At 73.0% G+C, this 17,285-nt stretch carries 13 protein-coding genes; 8 read left to right on the top strand and 5 right to left on the bottom strand.

What is annotated here, in order from left to right; all coding sequences use genetic code 11:
* Positions 1-18: 18 nt before the first annotated feature.
* Positions 19-1,623 (bottom strand): bis-aminopropyl spermidine synthase family protein, encoded by a 1,605-nt coding sequence (locus NYZ98_RS17020; protein ID WP_262843762.1) that lies wholly within the window; start codon positions 1,621-1,623, stop codon positions 19-21.
* Positions 1,624-1,765: 142 nt separating this feature from the next.
* Here NYZ98_RS17020 and NYZ98_RS17015 point away from each other — a divergent pair, with 142 nt between their 5' ends.
* Complete coding sequence (locus NYZ98_RS17015; RefSeq protein ID WP_262843761.1) at positions 1,766-2,380, top strand: glycoside hydrolase family 25 protein; 615 nt, start codon at positions 1,766-1,768, stop codon at positions 2,378-2,380.
* A gap of 83 nt (positions 2,381-2,463) precedes the next feature.
* The gene (gene thrS / locus NYZ98_RS17010; protein WP_262843760.1) at positions 2,464-4,431 is read left to right on the top strand and encodes a threonine--tRNA ligase; all 1,968 of its coding nucleotides are present in this window, start codon (positions 2,464-2,466) and stop codon (positions 4,429-4,431) included.
* A 191-nt stretch (positions 4,432-4,622) separates the two neighbouring features.
* Here thrS and NYZ98_RS17005 read toward each other — a convergent pair whose 3' ends face one another.
* The gene (locus tag NYZ98_RS17005) at positions 4,623-5,207 is read right to left on the bottom strand and encodes an Asp23/Gls24 family envelope stress response protein (protein WP_262843759.1); all 585 of its coding nucleotides are present in this window, start codon (positions 5,205-5,207) and stop codon (positions 4,623-4,625) included.
* Between the two features lie 200 nt (positions 5,208-5,407).
* Between NYZ98_RS17005 and NYZ98_RS17000 the strand changes: the two genes are divergently transcribed.
* A complete protein-coding gene (locus tag NYZ98_RS17000; RefSeq protein WP_262843758.1) occupies positions 5,408-5,956 on the top strand; it encodes an HIT family protein in 549 nt (182 codons plus the stop codon).
* Between the two features lie 43 nt (positions 5,957-5,999).
* Here the strand turns inward: NYZ98_RS17000 and NYZ98_RS16995 are convergent, their stop codons facing one another.
* From NYZ98_RS16995 to NYZ98_RS16985, 3 genes are all read right to left on the bottom strand, one after another.
* Complete coding sequence (locus NYZ98_RS16995; RefSeq protein ID WP_262843757.1) at positions 6,000-8,129, bottom strand: hypothetical protein; 2,130 nt, start codon at positions 8,127-8,129, stop codon at positions 6,000-6,002.
* A gap of 268 nt (positions 8,130-8,397) precedes the next feature.
* On the bottom strand, positions 8,398-9,981 hold the full coding sequence (locus tag NYZ98_RS16990; protein WP_262843756.1) for a glycoside hydrolase family 10 protein: 1,584 nt from the start codon (positions 9,979-9,981) through the stop codon (positions 8,398-8,400).
* 264 nt (positions 9,982-10,245) lie between these two features.
* On the bottom strand, positions 10,246-12,405 hold the full coding sequence (locus tag NYZ98_RS16985) for an elongation factor G-like protein EF-G2 (RefSeq protein WP_262843755.1): 2,160 nt from the start codon (positions 12,403-12,405) through the stop codon (positions 10,246-10,248).
* A gap of 305 nt (positions 12,406-12,710) precedes the next feature.
* On the opposite strand from NYZ98_RS16985, the gene pgsA reads away from it, so the two are divergent.
* The 5 genes from pgsA (at position 12,711) to NYZ98_RS16960 (ending at position 17,229) form a co-directional block, all read left to right on the top strand.
* Entirely contained in the window at positions 12,711-13,310 is a 600-nt protein-coding gene (gene pgsA / locus NYZ98_RS16980) for a phosphatidylinositol phosphate synthase (protein ID WP_262843754.1), read from the top strand.
* Between the two features lie 108 nt (positions 13,311-13,418).
* Entirely contained in the window at positions 13,419-14,273 is an 855-nt protein-coding gene (locus NYZ98_RS16975; protein WP_380706318.1) for a phosphatidylinositol mannoside acyltransferase, read from the top strand.
* Between the two features lie 7 nt (positions 14,274-14,280).
* Positions 14,281-15,459 carry a glycosyltransferase family 4 protein gene (locus NYZ98_RS16970; RefSeq protein ID WP_262843752.1) on the top strand — a complete coding sequence of 393 codons (1,179 nt, stop codon included), beginning with the start codon at positions 14,281-14,283 and terminating at the stop codon, positions 15,457-15,459.
* Positions 15,456-16,001, top strand: coding sequence for a LemA family protein (locus NYZ98_RS16965; protein ID WP_262843751.1), 546 nt, complete (start codon positions 15,456-15,458; stop codon positions 15,999-16,001). Before NYZ98_RS16970 ends, NYZ98_RS16965 begins: the two co-directional genes overlap by 4 nt.
* A gap of 214 nt (positions 16,002-16,215) precedes the next feature.
* Positions 16,216-17,229, top strand: coding sequence for a DUF3048 domain-containing protein (locus tag NYZ98_RS16960; protein ID WP_262843750.1), 1,014 nt, complete (start codon positions 16,216-16,218; stop codon positions 17,227-17,229).
* The last annotated feature ends 56 nt before the right edge of the window (positions 17,230-17,285 follow it).

The raw sequence follows: 17,285 nt of genomic DNA, 5'->3' as shown, positions 1-17,285 counted from the left end.
GGCGCCGGTCGCCGGTCGTCAGCCGTCGGAGCCGTCGGCCGTCGGCGGCCGGCCGGCCCTGTCCTCGGCGGCGAGGCGCAGCGAGGCGGCCACCGCCTCGGCCAGGTCGCGCAGGCGGTGGCCGGGAAGCTCGGCGAGGGTGACCTCGCCGGCCCAGGGCGCCACGCGGTCGACGACCGCCCGCGCCTCCCTCTTGGTCAGGTGACCGTGCGCCCGGGTCAGGCCCTCCCGCCAGGTGTTGGCGAGCTTGCCGTGCGCGTTGTCCAGGATGCCGCGCAGCAGGCGGCCGGCCTCCCCGTCCGCGACCGGCAGCCGCACCGCGTCGAGCACCGTGCCCGTCGCGGTGAACGCGTACAGAGGGGCGAGCGGCGCGTACAGGGCGGCCGTCCCTGAGGCGGGCCCGGACAGCAGGACCCGGACGTGGCGGGCGCGGGTGGCGAGCAGCAGCCGGGGCAGCGCCGCCTCCGACCCGGCCGGTACGGCGATCGCCACCGTCGCGGGGGAGGCGGCGTACGGCTTGGCGAGCCACGTGGACAGCCTCGCCCTCGGCACCCGGGGGAACACCTCCTTCGGCCAGTCGCCGACCAGCACCTCCGGCTCGAACCCCGGGCCGAGGCCGGCCGCCGGGCCCGCGGGCGCGGACTCGACCGACTGGGGGCCCTGGGTGTAGATGGCGGTGCCGTACCGGTCGGCCCGGGACGCGACGGCGGGGCGGGTCTTGGTGGTGGGGCGCAGCACGTAGAGGTCGGCGGCCGAACCGATGGCCTCCGCGCCGAAATAGCGGTTGAAGTCGGGATACATGGCTTCAAGGGCGAGGTTCAGGTCGTGCAGGGTGCTCTGCACCTTGAGGGCGAGCATGGGGGTGCGTTCGCTCGCCCCGTACGCCAGCAGCACCCGTCCCCGCTCGGGGTCGCGCAGCCCCTCCACGGCCCTGGCCACGAACAGGCCGACGCCCTCGGGGGTGTAGGGCGGGTCGGTGATCGCCAGATCGGCCTGGTCGCGGGCCGAAGGCGGCAGGCCGAGCCGCAGGTCGGCCCAGCGGGTGCGCACGGAAAGGCCCAGGCGCTCGGCCTGGCCGTCGATGTAGGCCAGGACGCGCTCGTCGATGTCGGCCACGGTGACCTGGACGCCGGGATGGATCATCGCCACCGCGAGCGAGGTCAGGTCGTGGTCGCCCACGCACAGCAGCCGCGAGCCGGGCAGCCAGAACCGGGCGCCGAGCAGCAGCGCCCTGCGCACCACCGTCTCGGGCGTCGCGGCGACGTGGTCGAGCGCGTACCGCCCGCTCGGCCCCCCCGCGACCAGCTTCTCCATGGCCGCGACCACCCCGGCGTGCCGCGGCAGCAGATGCGCGACCGGGTCGGCGGGCAGGTCCCCGGGGTCGTCGAGGAGGTCGCGCAGGGCGCCGGCCCGCTCGGGCGTGAGACGGAACCGGTCGCCGGACCGCTCAGGCCCGGCCTCCCGCAGCAGCGCCTCGACGCCGCGCCGCGAGGTCGCCGTCTCACGGACCAGGTCGGCCAGGGTCCACCAGGCCCCGTCGCACAGCAGTGTCAGCGCCGCGCGTAACCTCCTGGCGTCCACGCCGGCCTCGTCCAGCAGCCTGCTCACTCCGTCGGGCTCCATCCCGCAACCCTACCGGCGGCCCGGCCACCCGATCATGGGCCCGGTTTCCGCCGCCCTTCTCGGGCGTGTCCGGGCGGTTGCGGACGGTGATGGATGACTACAATCCCCGGGGCGAGGTCACGGGGGAGTGTGGGAAGGCGTCATGTTGCACGGGGTGGATGTGTCCAACTGGCAGGGGTCCGTCGACTGGCCGGGGTACGCCGGGCGGGGCGTCGACTTCGGCTTCGCCAAGGCCACCGAGGGGACGGGGTTCACCGACAAGTGGTTCGCCCGCAACTGGATGGGGATGCGGGAGAACTGGCTGGTCTGCGGGGCCTACCACTTCGGGCACCCCAAGGGGGACCCCGACGACCAGGTGCGCCACTTCCTCGACGTGGTCGACGCGGCGGGCGGCCTGCGGCGGGGCGACCTGATCGCGCTGGACCTGGAGCACTCCGGGCACCTGCCGCCCCGCGAGGTCGCCGCGTTCGCCCGGCGCTGGTGCCACGTGGTGACCCGCGTCACCGGCGTGCGCCCGCTGGTCTACACCTTCCTGTCGTTCGCCAAGAAGGGGTACTGCCACGGCCTTGAGGACTATCCTTTGTGGATCGCCGCGCCGAGCCACCCCAAGGGGCATCCGGCCGTTCCGCCGCCGTGGGACCGGTGGGCCATCCACCAGTACGCCCACGGCCCGGTCGACCGCAACGTCTTCCGGGGCACCCGGGCACAGCTCACCGCCCTCGGGTTGCAGGCGCTGCCGCGCGACCGCAGGGCCTAGACGGCGGCGATAACCGGGAGCGGTTCCCGGTAGCATCGGGCACCATAAATGTGACGTCGACCTACGACATTCCAGGAGAAACCGTGTCTGCCGCCCTCGAAATACGCATCACCCTCGCCGGAGCCGAGCGTGTGGTGGCGGGCGGCACGACGGCCGGTGAGGCGCTGGAGGCCGACGGCCGCACGGTGATCGCCGCGCTGGTCAACGGCGAGCCGCGCGACCTCGCCACCGAGGTCGCCGACGGCGACGTGGTCGAGCCCGTCGAGATCGGCAGCGAGACCGGCCGGTCCATCCTGCGCCACTCCACCGCCCACGTGATGGCCCAGGCCGTCCAGGAGCTCTTCCCCGGCGCCAGGCTCGGCATCGGCCCGCCGGTGGAGAACGGCTTCTACTACGACTTCGACGTCGAGCACCCCTTCACCCCCGACGACCTCAAGCGCGTCGAGAAGCGCATGCGCGAGATCGTCAAGCAGGGGCAGACCTTCGCCAGGCGCGCCGTCTCCGACGAGGCCGCCCGCGAGGAGCTGGCCGCCGAGCCGTACAAGCTGGAGCTGATCGGGCTCAAGGGCGGCGCCGCCGACGAGGAGAACGTCGAGGTGGGCGGGGACCAGCTCACCATCTACGACAACCTCGACCCCAAGTCCGGCGAGCCGTGCTGGAAGGACCTGTGCCGCGGCCCGCACCTGCCGACCACGCGGGTGATCCCGGCGTTCAAGCTGATGCGCTCCGGCGGCGCCTACTGGCGGGGCAGCGAGAAGAACCCCCAGCTCCAGCGCATCTACGGCACCGCGTGGGAGTCCCGCGACCGGCAGGACGAGTACCTGCGCATGCTGGAGGAGGCCGAGAAGCGCGACCACCGCAAGCTGGGCGCCGAGCTCGACCTGTTCTCCTTCCCGCCCGAGCTCGGCTCGGGCCTGGCGGTCTTCCACCCCAAGGGCGGGGTGACCCGCCGCATCATGGAGGACTACTCCCGGCGCCGCCACGAGGAGGCCGGCTACTCCTTCGTCAACACCCCGCACATCACCAAGGAGCACCTCTACCAGGTCTCCGGCCACCTCGACTGGTACGCCGACGGCATGTTCCCGCCCATGGAGCTGGAGGGCGCGCGCTACTACCTCAAGCCGATGAACTGCCCGATGCACAACCTGATCTTCAGGGCGCGCGGGCGGTCCTACCGCGAGCTGCCGCTGCGCCTGTTCGAGTTCGGCGCCGTGTACCGCTACGAGAAGTCCGGGGTCGTGCACGGCCTCACCCGCGTGCGCGGCATGACGCAGGACGACGCGCACATCTACTGCACCCGCGAGCAGATGCAGGACGAGCTGAAGAGCCTGCTGCGGTTCGTGCTCGGCCTGCTGCGCGACTACGGCCTGGACGAGTTCTACCTGGAGCTGTCCACCCGCGACCCGGAGAAGTCCATCGGCACCGACGAGGTCTGGGAGGAGGCCACCGAGGCGCTGCGCGCCGCGGCCGGGGCCGAGAGCCTGGAGCTGGTCCTGGACGAGGGCGGCGCGGCCTTCTACGGGCCGAAGATCTCGGTGCAGGCCAGGGACGCCATCGGCCGCTCCTGGCAGCTCTCCACCATCCAGGTCGACCTGAACCTCCCCGAGCGCTTCGAGCTGGAGTTCCAGGGGGCCGACGGGTCGCGCCAGCGGCCGGTCATGATCCACCGCGCCCTGTTCGGGACGATCGAGCGGTTCTTCGGCGTCCTGGTCGAGCACTACGCCGGCGCGTTCCCCCCGTGGCTGGCGCCCGTCCAGGTGATCGGCATCCCGATCGCCGAGGCGCACGCCGGCTACCTCGGGGAGGTGGCCGAGCGGCTGCGCGCCAAGGGCGTCCGCGTGGAGGTCGACGCGTCCTCCGACCGCATGCAGAAGAAGATCCGCAACGCGCAGAAGTCCAAGGTGCCCTTCATGCTGCTGGCCGGCGACGAGGACATGGCCGGTGGCGCGGTGTCCTTCCGCTACCGCAACGGCGAGCAGAAGAACGGCGTCCCGGTGGACGAGGCGGTCGCCGAGATCCTCGACGCCGTCGAGCGCCGCGTCCAGGTCTGACCTCCGCTCCCGCGCACCCGGCGGGCCGCCAGACCGGCGGCCGGCCGGGGCCGCGTGCGAGGACCTGCGCCCGCGTCAGGACCTGCCCGTGCGAGGACCTGCGCCCGCGTCAGGACCTGCCCGTGCGAGGACCTGCGCCCGCGTGAGGACCTGCCCGCGTGAGGATCCACCGCCGTGGGGGCGGTCCCGCGTTACGCGGCGTGCTCGCCGCCCGCCTCGGCGGACCGGTCGTCCCCGGCGATCCTGACGTCGTCCACGGTCACGTTGACCTCGACGACCCGCATCCCGAGCATGTGGCTGACCGTGCGCGCCACGTTGGCCTTCACGTCGCCGGCCACCTCCATGACGATGTGGCCGTACTCGATGACGATGGTGACGTCGACGGCGACGGTGGCCTGCTCGTCGTCGATGCGCGCGCTGACGCCCTGGCCCGCGCGCTTGGACCCCACGCCGATGCGGTCGCGGACGGACTCCAGCGCCCGCTCGAAGTCGCCGCCCAGGTCGGCGACGCCGGTGATCTCCAGCGCGGCGAGCGCGGCGACCTTCTCCACGACCTCGTCGGCGACCTTGATGCGCCCCCGTACGCCGGTAGAGAAGCCGGGGTCGGCGGCCGCGCGGCCGAGGCCGGCCGACGCGCCGCCCGGCTCGGGGGCGAGGGGCTCGCCGAACGGATCGGCGGACCCCTCGTCCGGGAACGCCCTCGGGGACTCCGCGTACTGGTCCTGGCCGGGGTGGTCGCTCGCCGGGGTCGGCTCCTCGGTGGAGGTGTCGGTCATCGAAGCTCCTCGGGTTCGGCCCCGATGCCGGTGTCGGGAGCGGGGGCGGTGTCCGGACGGCACTTTCCTGTCTTACCGGTCCGGTAGGCGACCCGTGGGGCATTCGGCGGAAACACTCTGGCTCGTCCCGACCCGTCAGGACGCCTGTTAGGACGCGCCCGGCAGGTGCGGCCCGGTCCCGGCGTCCTATGCTGCAAGGCATGCAGGAGCCGAATGCGCAGCCCGGTGCGGGAGAGCCCGACAACTTCGAGCGTCTGTGGACCCCGCACCGCATGGCCTACATCAAAGGGGAGAACAAGCCGACCGGGACGGGGCCCGGCGACGGCTGCCCCTTCTGCGAGATCCCCACGATGAGCGACCATGACGGCCTGGTCGTCGCGCGGGGGTCCTACGTGTTCGCCGTGCTCAACCTCTACCCCTACAACTCCGGCCACATGATGGTCTGCCCGTACCGCCACGTGGCCGACTACGTGGACCTGGACGAGGGGGAGACCGGGGAGCTGGCCGACTTCACCAAGCGCGCGATGTCCTCGCTGCGCAAGGCCAGCGGGGCGCAGGGCTTCAACGTCGGCATGAACCTCGGCCACGTCGCCGGCGCCGGGATCGCCGGCCACCTGCACCAGCACGTCGTGCCCCGCTGGGGCGGCGACACCAACTTCATGCCGGTGGTGGGCCACACCAAGGTGCTCCCGCAGCTCCTGCAGGACACCCGGGACATCCTCGCCGACTCCTGGCCCGCCCACTCCTGACCGGCGCCGGGGCCCTTACCGAGCCCCCGCCCGCCGCCGGGGGCTACGCCCCGCCCTGCGCGCCCAGGGGGCGCAGCACGGGGGCGGGCTGCTCCGGCGGCGCGGGGTCGGCGAGGGCGCGGATCCCCGCCGACAGCACCAGCGGCACGGCCAGCGCGAGCGCCATGGACAGCACGGCCGCGCCCGAGTCGTTGACCAGCATGCCGACCACCCCGCTGACCAGGGCCCCGATGAGCCCGGCGCGCAGCATCGGCGCCCGTTCGAACGCCACCGGCAGCACCCCGGCGCTGGCGGCCCCCGGGCGGAACAGCGCGAAGATCAGGAACGCGAACGCCGCGATCACGATCGGCATGAGGTTCGGCGACAGCAGCGTGCTGAGCATGGCGCCGAGCTTGCGCAGGATGACCGGCAGGAACGTCCCGTCGGCCACCTGGCCGGCGAACCGCCCGAGGTGGGTCTGCGAGGCCGGGGGGCGCAGGTGGTCGAGGTAGGCGATGCCCATGACGAGCACCCCGCCCGCCGCGCAGAACGCCCCGAGCTTGAGTATCGAGACCCGCCTGCCCGCCACCAGCAGGGCCGTCACCGCGATGCCCGGCACGAACGCGATCACCCCGCCGAAGTCGCTGCCGACCCCGGGCCAGCCGTCGAGGAGCATCGCGAAGCCGCCCAGCCCGGCCACCAGGGTGACGGCCGCCCGGCGGTGGCCCGTACGCACCAGCCCGTCGGCGACCGCCGTCGTCACCAGCAGCACGGCCGTGGCCAGCAGCGCGAAGGGGATGTTCCCCAGGCCGTAGTAGCGGGCGCCGACGACGCCGGTGTAGCCCATGACGCTGTCGAGCTGCAGCGTGGTCCCGGTCAGCAGGTCGGCGACCAGGACGGCGGCGGTGACGGCCGCCACGACCGAGGGCGGCCCGAGCACGTCGCCGGCGCGCTCGCGGCCCCGGACGCGCGCCCACGCGGACGGGGCGGCCAGGGCCAGCCCGGTCAGCGCCGCCGCGCAGGCCACGATCCCGGCCAGCAGCGCGAGGGCCGGCACGGCGGCCCGGTCCCACGGGGTGAGGTTGACCAGATAGGTCGACACCGGCAGCGAGGCCAGCGCCAGCGCGGCCACCCGTACCGCGCCGAGGCCGCGGCGGCGGCGCAGCAGCAGGAACGCGGCCAGGTAGAAGAGCACCTGCAGCGCGGCCAGGGTGGTGAAGAACACCCCGCCCACCTGGCGGATGGTCTGCCCGGCGACGTCGGCCCGCCGGAGCGCCGCCGCGCCGTCGTCGAGGCCGGTCGCGCGGCCGGCGGTCCACGGGGACCCGATGACGGTCGCGGGCACGGCGACCCCGGCGGCCTTGAGCATCGTGGCCGTGACGTCGGGCAGGATGACCATGTCGTCGCGGTGGGTCGACATCGCGCCCGCGAACCGGCCCTGGGCGCCGTCCGCGCGCCACATCGCGACCCGCAGGTGCGGTTCCGAGCCGTGGTCGGCCAGCCCGGCGAGCAGGACCGTGGTGCCGGGCGGCAGGTGGCCGAGCACGGTGCCGGCCTTGGCGTCGGCGGCCCTGAGCGCGGCCCTGCGGTCGGCGGCGGAGAGCTTCTCGGGCACCTCCGTCAGCAGCTCGCCGTCGAAGTAGGGGGTGATCAGGTCGTCGACGTCCACGGCGGTCACGTCGCACCCGGACCAGTCGGTGACCTCGCCGGGCGAGGCGGCGTAGCGGTCCACGCGCCCGGCCCGGTCGGCGAGCGCGAGCGCCGCGCCGGGGCCGACCGCCGAGGTGCACCGGCCGGCGGCGTGCGCGGCGGCGCCGAGCGTGCCCGCGTACGGGACCTCGCGCTCGGTCCACAGCCAGTCGAAGCCGGGCACGACCGCCCCGGCGCCCTGGCGTTCCACCGAGGGCGGGGGGCCGCAGCGCGAGCCGACCGAGGACCGGACCCCCGCGGAGACGGTCAGCCACCCGTCGTAGGGGCAGGTGATCCGGCCGACCGAGCGCACCGACATCGAGCCGAGCGCGCTCTGCCCCGCCAGCCGCCACAGGTTGGGGGTGTCGGCGGCGTTCACGTCGTGCCAGTGGAGCCCGGGCACGCCGATCAGGGCCACCCGTCCGCGGTCGTCCGCCCACGCGGCGGCGGGGGCCAGGACCAGCCCCAGCACGATCACGGCCAACGCGCCCAGCGCCCGCCTCACCACTGACCTCCCTGACCGTCCGCCGGTGGAACCTCGGCACCGCACGGGAGCCGCGGCGGCCGGGCCGGCGAACCGCCCCTGGCGCCGCCCGGAGCGTACCCGCCGCCGGGGGCCGGCCGCGAGTTCCCGCGTCCACCACGCACTTTAGCCAAGATCCACAGTGCTCCGCCCGGGTTCCGGCCCGCGCGTGCGGGCCGGATCAGGCCGCATCGGGCCGGTCGCGGCCTCGGAGGGGCGGATCAGGGCAGAGTGGGCGTGACCGGGCGGATCAGGGCAAGGTGGCCGTGACCGGCGCGCTCTCGTTGCCGAGCCGGTCCAGGGCGCTCACCAGGTAGGCGCCGCCGGCCGAGGCCGCGTACGCCTGCTGCGCCGCGCCGGTCGCGGGGACGACGGCCAGCAGGTTGCGGGCGTCGGCGGTCGAGCAGGCGTCCGGTCCTGCGCCCGCCACCCGGTACACCGCGTAGGCGCTCGCGCCGGGGGAGGACCGCCACGCCAGCGTCCCGCCGGAGTTCCGCACCGCCGCCGGCGCGGCAGGGGGGCCGCCGCCGCGCGCCTTCATCAGCGGCGGCAGCGCGGGCCGGGAGTAGTGGTCCTTGGCGATCCTGTCCAGCACGCCGAGGGGGTTCTTGGCCATCTGGGCCGCGCTGAAGTAGACGTCCCCCTGCACCTCGGGGTACTTGCGGTTGAGGGTCAGGTGGGCGGGCAGCTCGCCGGCCTTGGTCCAGGCGGCGACGTCGGTGGCGCCGACCCGGTAGAGCGCCTGGCCGATGTACAGGTGGACCCCGGTGCCCCTGACCTCGGCGGCCCACCACGGCACCAGCTTGGCGTAGTCGGCGGCGGCGAACCCGCGCGGCCAGTAGAGCTGCGGCATGATGTAGTCCACCGAGCCGGCCTTGATCCACGCGCGGGCGTCGGAGTAGATCGCGTCGTAGGACGACAGGCCCTTGGTGTCCGACCCGGTCGGGTCGTTGGACTTGTTGCGCCAGATGCCGAACGGGCTGATCCCGAACTTGACGTACGGCTTGGCGGCGTGGACGGCCTGCCCGACCTCGGCGACGAGCTTGTTCACGTTGTCGCGCCGCCAGGCGGCGAGCGACTTCCCCTTGCCGTACTTTGTAAAGGCGGCGGCGTCGGCGAACGTGGTCCCGTTGCCCGGGTAGGGGTAGAAGTAGTCGTCGAAGTGGACGCCGTCGACGTCGTAGCGGGTCACCACGTCCTGGATGACCTGCACGGTGTGGGCGCGCACCTCCGGCAGCCCGGGGTTGTAGTAGAGCCGGCCCTCGTGCTTGACGACCCAGGCGGGGTGCAGGCGCGCGGGGTGGTTCGCCGGGAGCTTGGCGACGTTGTCCTTGTCGGCGGCGCGGTAGGGGTTGAACCACGCGTGGAACTCCAGGCCGCGCTTGTGGGCCTCGGCGATCAGGAAGGGCAGCGGCTCCCAGCCGGGGTCCTTGCCCGCGGTGCCGGTCAGCCACTGCGACCAGGGCTCGTAGGCCGACTTGTAGATCGCGTCGGAGGCGGGACGTACCTGGACGAAGACCGCGTTGAAGTTGCGCTTGACCGCGTTGTCGAGGATCCGGACGTACTCTGCCTGCTGGCGGGCCGGGTCGAGCCCCGTCTTGGACGGCCAGTCCACGTTGTGCACGGTGGCGATCCACACACCCCGCAACTGCCGTTTGGGGTAGGCCGCGCTCACCTTGCAGGCCCCGTCGGCGGCGGGCCGCGCGGCGGCGGGGGCCGCGCGCTTGGTCTCGCTGTCCGCCGGTGGGGCGCCCGGTCCGAAAAGGTAGGCGACGCCGGTGGTGAGCGCCGCGACGGTGGTCGCGGCGATCAGGGGCCGATGTCCGTTTCGCATGGGACAGCAGTCTGGCATCGGCAATGAAGTGCTAAGGCCTGATAAAAGAAATCGTATCGTGATGCGAACGTGACCTCTGGGGCTGGAGGGAGACCAGGGACCGCGCGGGGGGACGATCTCCGCCCCGGCGGGGGCGGGCTTTTCGCGGGGGCACCTGGGAGTCCTCGGCCCCGGCGGCCCCGCGGCGCCGGGCCGGGCGGACCGGGCCGCTCCCGGGGGTGACAATCGCCTTACCCCGGACGCGCCCGGCCGCCCGTCCCGCGCCTACTCCGAGGCCGCCCTGAGCTTGTCGGCCAGGTGGGCCGGCAGGGGCTCGTACCGCAGGAAGCCCCGCTGGAAGGTGCCGGTGCCGTGCGACATGGACCGCAGGTCGATGGAGTACCGCGTGATCTCCAGCTCGGGCACCTCGGCCCGCACCAGGGTGCGGCCGAGGCCCACCGGCTCGGTGCCGAGGACCCGCCCGCGCCGCGACGACAGGTCCGACATCACCGCCCCGACGTGCTCGTCCTCGACGAGCACCGAGACCTCGTCCACCGGTTCGAGCAGCAACGCGGGCACCTTGGCCGCCGCCTCCTTCAGCGCGAGCTGCCCGGCGATCTGGAACGCCATGTCGGAGGAGTCGACCGAGTGCGCCTTGCCGTCGTACAGGGTCACCCGGATGTCCACGACGGGGTAGCCGGCGAGCACGCCCCGCTCCATCTGGGCCCGCACGCCCTTCTCCACCGAGGGGATGAACTGGCGGGGCACCACGCCGCCGACGATCTTGTCGACGAACTGGAAGCCGCCGCCCGACTCCAGCGGCTCGATCTCGACGTGGCACACGGCGTACTGCCCGTGCCCGCCGGTCTGCTTGACGTTGCGTCCCATCCCCTGGGCCTTGCCACCGAAGGTCTCGCGCAGCGGCACCCGCAGGTCCACCCGCTCGACCTCGACGCCGTGCCGCTTGGCCAGGTGGTCGAGGAGCACGTCGGCGTGGGCCTCGCCCATGCACCACAGCACGAGCTGGCGGGTCTCGGGGTTGTTCTCCAGGCGCAGCGTCGGGTCCTCGGCGACCAGGCGCCCGAGCGCCTGCGACAGCTTGTCCTCGTCGGCCTTGGACCTGGCCCGGATGGCGACCGGCAGCAGCGGCTCGGGCATCGTCCAGGAGGTCACCAGCAGCGGCTCGTCCTTGTCGGACAGGGTGTCGCCCGTCTCGGCCCGGCTGAGCTTGGCCACCGCGCAGATGTCGCCGGCCACGCACTTGGTGGTGGTGCGCTGGAGCTTGCCGAGGGGCGAGGACAGGGCGCCGACGCGCTCGTCCAGGTCATGGTCCTCGTGGCCGCGCTCGGCCAGGCCGTGGCCCGAGACGTGCACCACCATGTCGGGGCGGAGCGTGCCGGAGAAGACCCGGACCAGGCTGATGCGCCCGACGTACGGGTCGCTGGTGGTCTTGACGATCTCGGCGACCAGCGGTCCCTCGGGGTCGCAGGTGAGGGCGGGCACCGGCCGGCCGGTGATCGAGGTGATCTCCGGGAGCGGGTGCTCCATGGGGGAGGGGAAGCCGGCGGTGATCACCTCCAGCAGCTCCCGCATGCCGACGACCGGGCCGTTCCCGGGGGTCGAGCAGGTGGCGAGCACCGGGTAGAAGCCGCCCCGGGCCACGGCCTTCTCCAGGTCGTCGATCAGCACCTTGGTGTCGATGTCCTCGCCGGAGAGGTACCGGTCCATGAGGGACTCGTCCTCGCTCTCCTGGATGATCCCCTCGATGAGCGTGCCCCGGTAGGCCTCGATCTGGTCCTGGTAGCCCGCGCCGGGGGCGTTCTCGGTGCGGGTGCCGGTGGCGTAGTTGAAGAACTTCTGCGAGAGCAGCCCGATCAGGCCGTTGACGTGGCCGTTGGTCACGACCGGCAGGTACAGCGGGGCCACTCCGTCGCCGAAGACGTCCTGGCAGGTGGCCACCACGTCGTCGAAGTCGGCCCGCTGGTGGTCGATCTTGGTGATCACCACGGCCCTGGGCATGCCGACCGAGGCGCACTCGTCCCACAGCATGCGCGTCAGCCCGTCCACGCCCTCCGCGGCCGAGACCACGAACAGGGCCGCGTCGGAGGCGCGCAGGCCCGCGCGCAGGTCGCCGACGAAGTCGGCGTAGCCCGGGGTGTCGATCAGGTTGATCTTGATGCCGTTGAAGGTCACCGGCGCGACGGAGAGGTTGACCGAGCGCTGCTGGCGCACCTCGACCTCGTCGAAGTCGCTGACGGTGGTGCCGTCCTCCACCCGGCCCGTGCGCTGGATGGTGCCCGTGGTGGCCAGCAGGGCCTCCACCAGCGTGGTCTTCCCCGATCCGGAATGGCCGACCAGCGCGACATTGCGCACCGCATCCGGCCGGTCGGCCGAGGGTGCCCTGCCCGCGGCTCCTGATGGTCCGCCCGTCGTTCTGTCCGGCACGTCGCCTCCCGCGTTTCGCCGTGGGATGCGGCCGCCGCACGCGGCCACATCGTCCGCCGCCGCGCCCGCCGCCCGAGAGAGCGCGGTGCATTCACCATTTACCTCTGTGGCGCGGATCACAAGAGGGAACTGGCAAAAGTGCTTGCGAAATGACGCCGGGACTTGTCCGGCCGTTCGTGGTCCGTTCCCCTCTCGTCCTCTTCCTTCCCCGTTCGGTCCTTGGTCGCACCCGGCCCGTGCCTGGTGGCGCGCCTTGGGGAGTCCGTTCGAAGCAGGGGGTCCGCGTGGCCTACGATCGGAGCGCGATGTTGAAGCTCCTGCGTCCCGCCGTCACCCGTGTGCTCACCCCGCTGGGCCGCGCGCTGGCCCGCCGGGGGATCAGCCCGAACGTCATCACCGTCCTCGGCACGCTCGGCGTCGCCGCTGGGGCGCTCGTGTTCTACCCGCGCGGGCAGTTGTTCCTGGGCTCGGTGGTGATCACCGTTTTCGTGCTGTCGGACCTGCTCGACGGCGTCCTGGCCAGGATGCTCGGCGGCGGCAGCACGTGGGGGGCGTTCCTGGACTCCACCCTCGACCGCGTCGGCGACGCGGCGATCTTCTCCGGGCTGATCTTGTGGTTCATGTCGACCGGCGAGACGGTCCTGGCCGCCGTGGCGCTGTTCTGCCTGGTCGCCGGGGCCGTGGTGTCCTACGCCAAGGCGCGGGCCGAGGGGCTCGGGCTCACGTGCGACGTCGGGCTGGCCGAGCGGTCGGAGCGGCTGCTGGTGGTGCTCGTCGCGGCCGGCCTCGGCGGGCTCGGCGTGCCGTACATCCTGGCGGTGGGGCTGTGGCTGCTGGCCGCCGCGAGCGCCTTCACCGCCGGGCAGCGGATCGTCCACGTTTACCGGCAGACGGTGCCAACATAAACATGTGACCTGGTTTGTCGGGACAGGTCCTCTCATCGATCTCAGGGGGTGAACCTCGCGTTGATTGATCGGCTCGTTGCCTGGGCTTTCCACCTCGGCTGGGTGCTCGTGCCCAGAATTCCCGAGCCGGTGGCCGTGTGGGCCTTCCGACGCATCGCCGACCTGCTGTGGTGGCGGCACGGCAAGCTCGTGCGCCGCCTGGAGTCCAATCTCGCCCGCGTGACGGGCAAGGACGTCACCGACCCCTCGATCCGCGACCTCAGCCGGGCGGGCATGCGCTCGTACTTCCGCTACTGGATGGAGGCGCTGCGCCTGCCGGTGATCGGCAAGGAGCGCATCCTCACCGGCACGCACGACATCGACGGCGACAGGATCTTCTCCACCGTCGACAGCGGCAGGGGCATCGTGCTGGCCCTGCCGCACATGGGCAACTGGGACCTGGCCGGCGCCTGGATGATCCACCGGGGATACCCGTTCACCACCGTCATGGAGCGGCTCAAGCCCGAGTCGCTGTACGACCGCTTCGTCGCGTTCCGCCAGAGCCTCGGCATGGAGGTGCTGCCGCTCACCGCCAAGGGGGGCGGCACGGCCCACGCCTTCGGCACCCTGGCCCAGCGGCTGCGCGCCGGCCACCCGATCTGCCTGCCCGCCGAGCGCGACCTGACCGAGTCGGGCATCGAGGTCGACTTCTTCGACGGCCGCACGCGCATGGTCGCCGGCCCCGCGATGCTCGCCATCCAGACCGGCGCGGCGCTGCACCCCGCGACCTTGTGGTTCGAGGGCGACGGCTGGGGGGTGCGCATCCACGAGGAGATCCCCGTCCCCGCCGAGGGCACCCGCAAGGAGAAGGCCGCCGTCATGACCCAGAGCATGGCGCGCGTCTTCCAGGAGGGCATCGCCGAGCACCCCGAGGACTGGCACATGCTGCAGCGCCTGTGGCTGGACGACCTGGAGCCACGGTGAGGGCGCCATGAGGGTCGGTATGGTCTGCCCCTACACCTGGGACGTCCCCGGCGGGGTGATGGCGCACGTCCGCGACCTGGCCGAGGCGCTCATCGCCGACGGCCACCACGTGTCGGTGATCGCCCCGGCCGCCGACGACGCGCCCCTGCCCTTCTACGTGACCTCGGCCGGCCGCGCGGTCCCGGTGCCGTTCAACGGCTCGGTGGCGCGGCTGGCGTTCGGGTTCCTGTCGGCCAACCGCGTGCGCAAGTGGCTGCGGGAGGGCCGGTTCGACGTCCTGCACGTGCACGAGCCGGCTGTGCCCTCGGTCGGCCTGCTGGCCTGCTGGGCGGCCAGGGGCCCGATCGTGGCGACCTTCCACGCCTCCTTCCAGCGCTCGCGTGCCATGTCGGTGTCGGCGCCGGTGCTGCACACCGCGCTGGAGAAGATCTCCGGCCGCATCGCCGTGTCCGACGCGGCGCGCAAGACGCTGGTGGAGCACATGGGCGGCGACGCGGTCCTGATCCCCAACGGCGTCACGGTCGGCCGGTACGCCGACGCCGAGCCGCTGCCCGGCTGGGGTCCCGACGGGGGCGTGATCGGGTTCCTCGGGCGCATGGACGAGCCGCGCAAGGGCCTGCCGATCCTGCTGGACGCGTTCACGCGCATCGCCCCCGACCGGCCCGGCCTGCGGCTGCTCATCGCCGGGCCCGGCGACGCGGGCGACGTGCTCGCCAAGGTCCCCGCCGCCCTGCGCGACCGCGTCGGCATCCTCGGCATGGTCAGCGAGCAGGACAAGGCCCGCGCCTACCACTCCGTGGACGTGTTCTGCGCCCCGAACACCCACGGGGAGAGCTTCGGCATCGTGCTCGCCGAGGCGATGGCCGCCGGCGCCCCGGTGCTGGCCAGCGACATCCCGGCGTTCAACAAGGTGCTGGGCGAGGGCAAGGCGGGCGCGCTGTTCGTGACGGGCGACGCGGCCTCGCTCGCCCGTGAGGCCGCCGCCCTCATCGACGACCCCGCGCGCAGGGCCACGCTGTCGGCCGAGGCGCGCCTGGCCGTCCGCAAGTACGACTGGTCGACGGTGGCGCGTGACGTCGTGCGGGTGTACGAGACGGTGACGGCGGTCGCGGCCGGCGGCGTGGAGGAGGAGCAGGCGACCCGGGTGCCCGAGGGCGCGCGCGCCACCGGGGGAGAGGCCCGGTGACGGCGACCACGGTCATCCTGGTGGTGGGCGTGCTGGTCGTGCTGGCCGCCGTCTACATCTCCTGGCGGGCGGGGCGGCTGGACCGCCTGCACATCCGCCTGGAGACCGCGCGGGCCGCGCTGGACGCGGCGCTGGTCCGCCGGGCGGCGGTGTGCATGGAGCTGGCCGCCTCCCGCGCGCTGGACCCGGCCACCAGCCTGCTGCTGGCCGCGGCCACCCACGAGGCCCGCACGGCGGGACCCGAGGAGCGCGAGCACGCCGAGAGCGACCTGTCGCGGGCCCTTCGCGCGGTGATGGACCAGGAGCGGTTCCGCGAACGCCTGGCCGAGACCCCGGCGGGGCCCGACCTGGTGGCCGAGCTGGACACGGCGGTGACGAAGGTCATCTACTCGCGGCGCTTCTACAACAACGCGGTGGGGGTGACCCGGCAGGCCCAGCGCCGCTGGCTGGCCCGCACGCTGCGGCTCGCGGGGCACACCGAGGTGCCGTCGTACTTCGAGATCGACGACGACGAGCCCGCGTCCTTCGCCCAGCAGTCCTGAGGGGTGGTTCGGCCCGATTCCTGCGGTTCCGGGGAGGTCTCCGGCGGTGGGCCGGGCGCCCGGACGAGGATGCTCGCGCGGGTGCGGGATCTTGACCTGCGTTTATTCCCGGGTTGCTGTGAATCCATGGAACTTAGGCCGGACCAGCAGAAAGCGCTGGCCAACCATCGGTAAGCTCATCACGATTTCAGGATAAATCGGGAGGAGCCGAGCTGTGCGGGTAAAACGGGTCATTGGCATCGCCGTTGCCGGAGCCGCCGTTCTGGCGCCCGCCGTGGCGTGCTCGTCCTCCGGCGGGGCCGCGCCGGCGGCCCAGGGGGTGGACCCGGTCGTCACGGCCGCCGCGACCCCCTCGGCGCCGCCCGAGCATCCCTTCACCGGGCAGCCGGTGGCGAGCCGCAAGCCGGTGCTCGCCGTGAAGATCGAGAACACCTCGTCGGGCAAGCCGCAGCTCGGGCTGCGCAGCGCCGACCTGGTGTTCGTCGAGCAGGTCGAGGGCGGGCTGACCCGCCTGATGGCGGTCTTCTCCTCCAAGATCCCCGAGAAGGTGGGCCCGGTGCGCAGCGCCCGCATCTCCGACCTGCACCTGCTGCCGATGTTCGGCCGGCCCGCCCTGGCGTACTCGGGCGTGCAGTCCAAGATGGTCCCGCTGGTCAGGGAGGCGCCGCTGTACGACGTGTCCGACAGCGCGCGGCCGAGCGCCTATTTCCGCCAGCCGGGCCGGGTCGCCCCCTACAACCTGTTCGCCGACACCCGCAAACTGCTGGGCGGGGCGTCCAGGGCGAGCAAGGCCAAGGACATCGGTTTCACCTTCGGGGACGCTCCCGCAGGTGGGACGGTTAAAAAGACTTTTAACGTAAAATATCCGGCGGCCCGTTTCAGCTTCACCTGGTCCGCCGACCAGAAGCGCTGGCTCATCGCCCAGGACGGCGCCAAGGACATGGCGGCCGAGGGCGGCCAGCTCGGCGCCCCCACCATCGTGGTCCAGTACGCCAAGACCACCCGCTCGGAGTTCCACGACTTCACCGGCAGCTACACCCCGCTGATCCAGACCACCGGCACGGGCAAGGCCGTCGTCCTGCGCGACGGGCGGGCCTACCAGGCCAAGTGGTCGCGCCCGTCGGAGAAGGCGGGGACGAAGTTCACCACCGCCGGCGGCGAGCCGATGACCTTCAGCAGGGGCCAGGTGTGGATCGTGCTCGCCGCTCCCAAGCCCGTCCAGCCCTGAGCGGGCCCGGCTCCGAGGCCGATGGCGGGACATGTCCGGAGTTCCGGTGGTACAAC

Source organism: Sphaerisporangium corydalis (genome assembly GCF_025506355.1).
GTDB classification, from domain to species: Bacteria; Actinomycetota; Actinomycetes; order Streptosporangiales; family Streptosporangiaceae; genus Sphaerisporangium; species Sphaerisporangium corydalis.
The sequence above is the reverse complement of the archived record's forward strand: the minus strand, read 5'-3'. Positions and strand labels throughout refer to the sequence as shown.

Excerpts from the sequence above, each read along its gene's own strand:
- NYZ98_RS17020 (WP_262843762.1), bottom strand. The coding sequence starts at position 1,623 with ATGGAGCCCGACGGAGTGAGCAGGCTGCTGGACGAGGCCGGCGTGGAC.
- NYZ98_RS17000 (WP_262843758.1), top strand. The coding sequence starts at position 5,408 with ATGCAGGAGCCGAATGCGCAGCCCGGTGCGGGAGAGCCCGACAACTTC.
- NYZ98_RS17005 (WP_262843759.1), bottom strand. The coding sequence starts at position 5,207 with ATGACCGACACCTCCACCGAGGAGCCGACCCCGGCGAGCGACCACCCC.
- NYZ98_RS16970 (WP_262843752.1), top strand. The coding sequence starts at position 14,281 with ATGAGGGTCGGTATGGTCTGCCCCTACACCTGGGACGTCCCCGGCGGG.
- pgsA (WP_262843754.1), top strand. The coding sequence starts at position 12,711 with ATGTTGAAGCTCCTGCGTCCCGCCGTCACCCGTGTGCTCACCCCGCTG.
- NYZ98_RS17015 (WP_262843761.1), top strand. The coding sequence starts at position 1,766 with ATGTTGCACGGGGTGGATGTGTCCAACTGGCAGGGGTCCGTCGACTGG.
- NYZ98_RS16990 (WP_262843756.1), bottom strand. The coding sequence starts at position 9,981 with ATGCGAAACGGACATCGGCCCCTGATCGCCGCGACCACCGTCGCGGCG.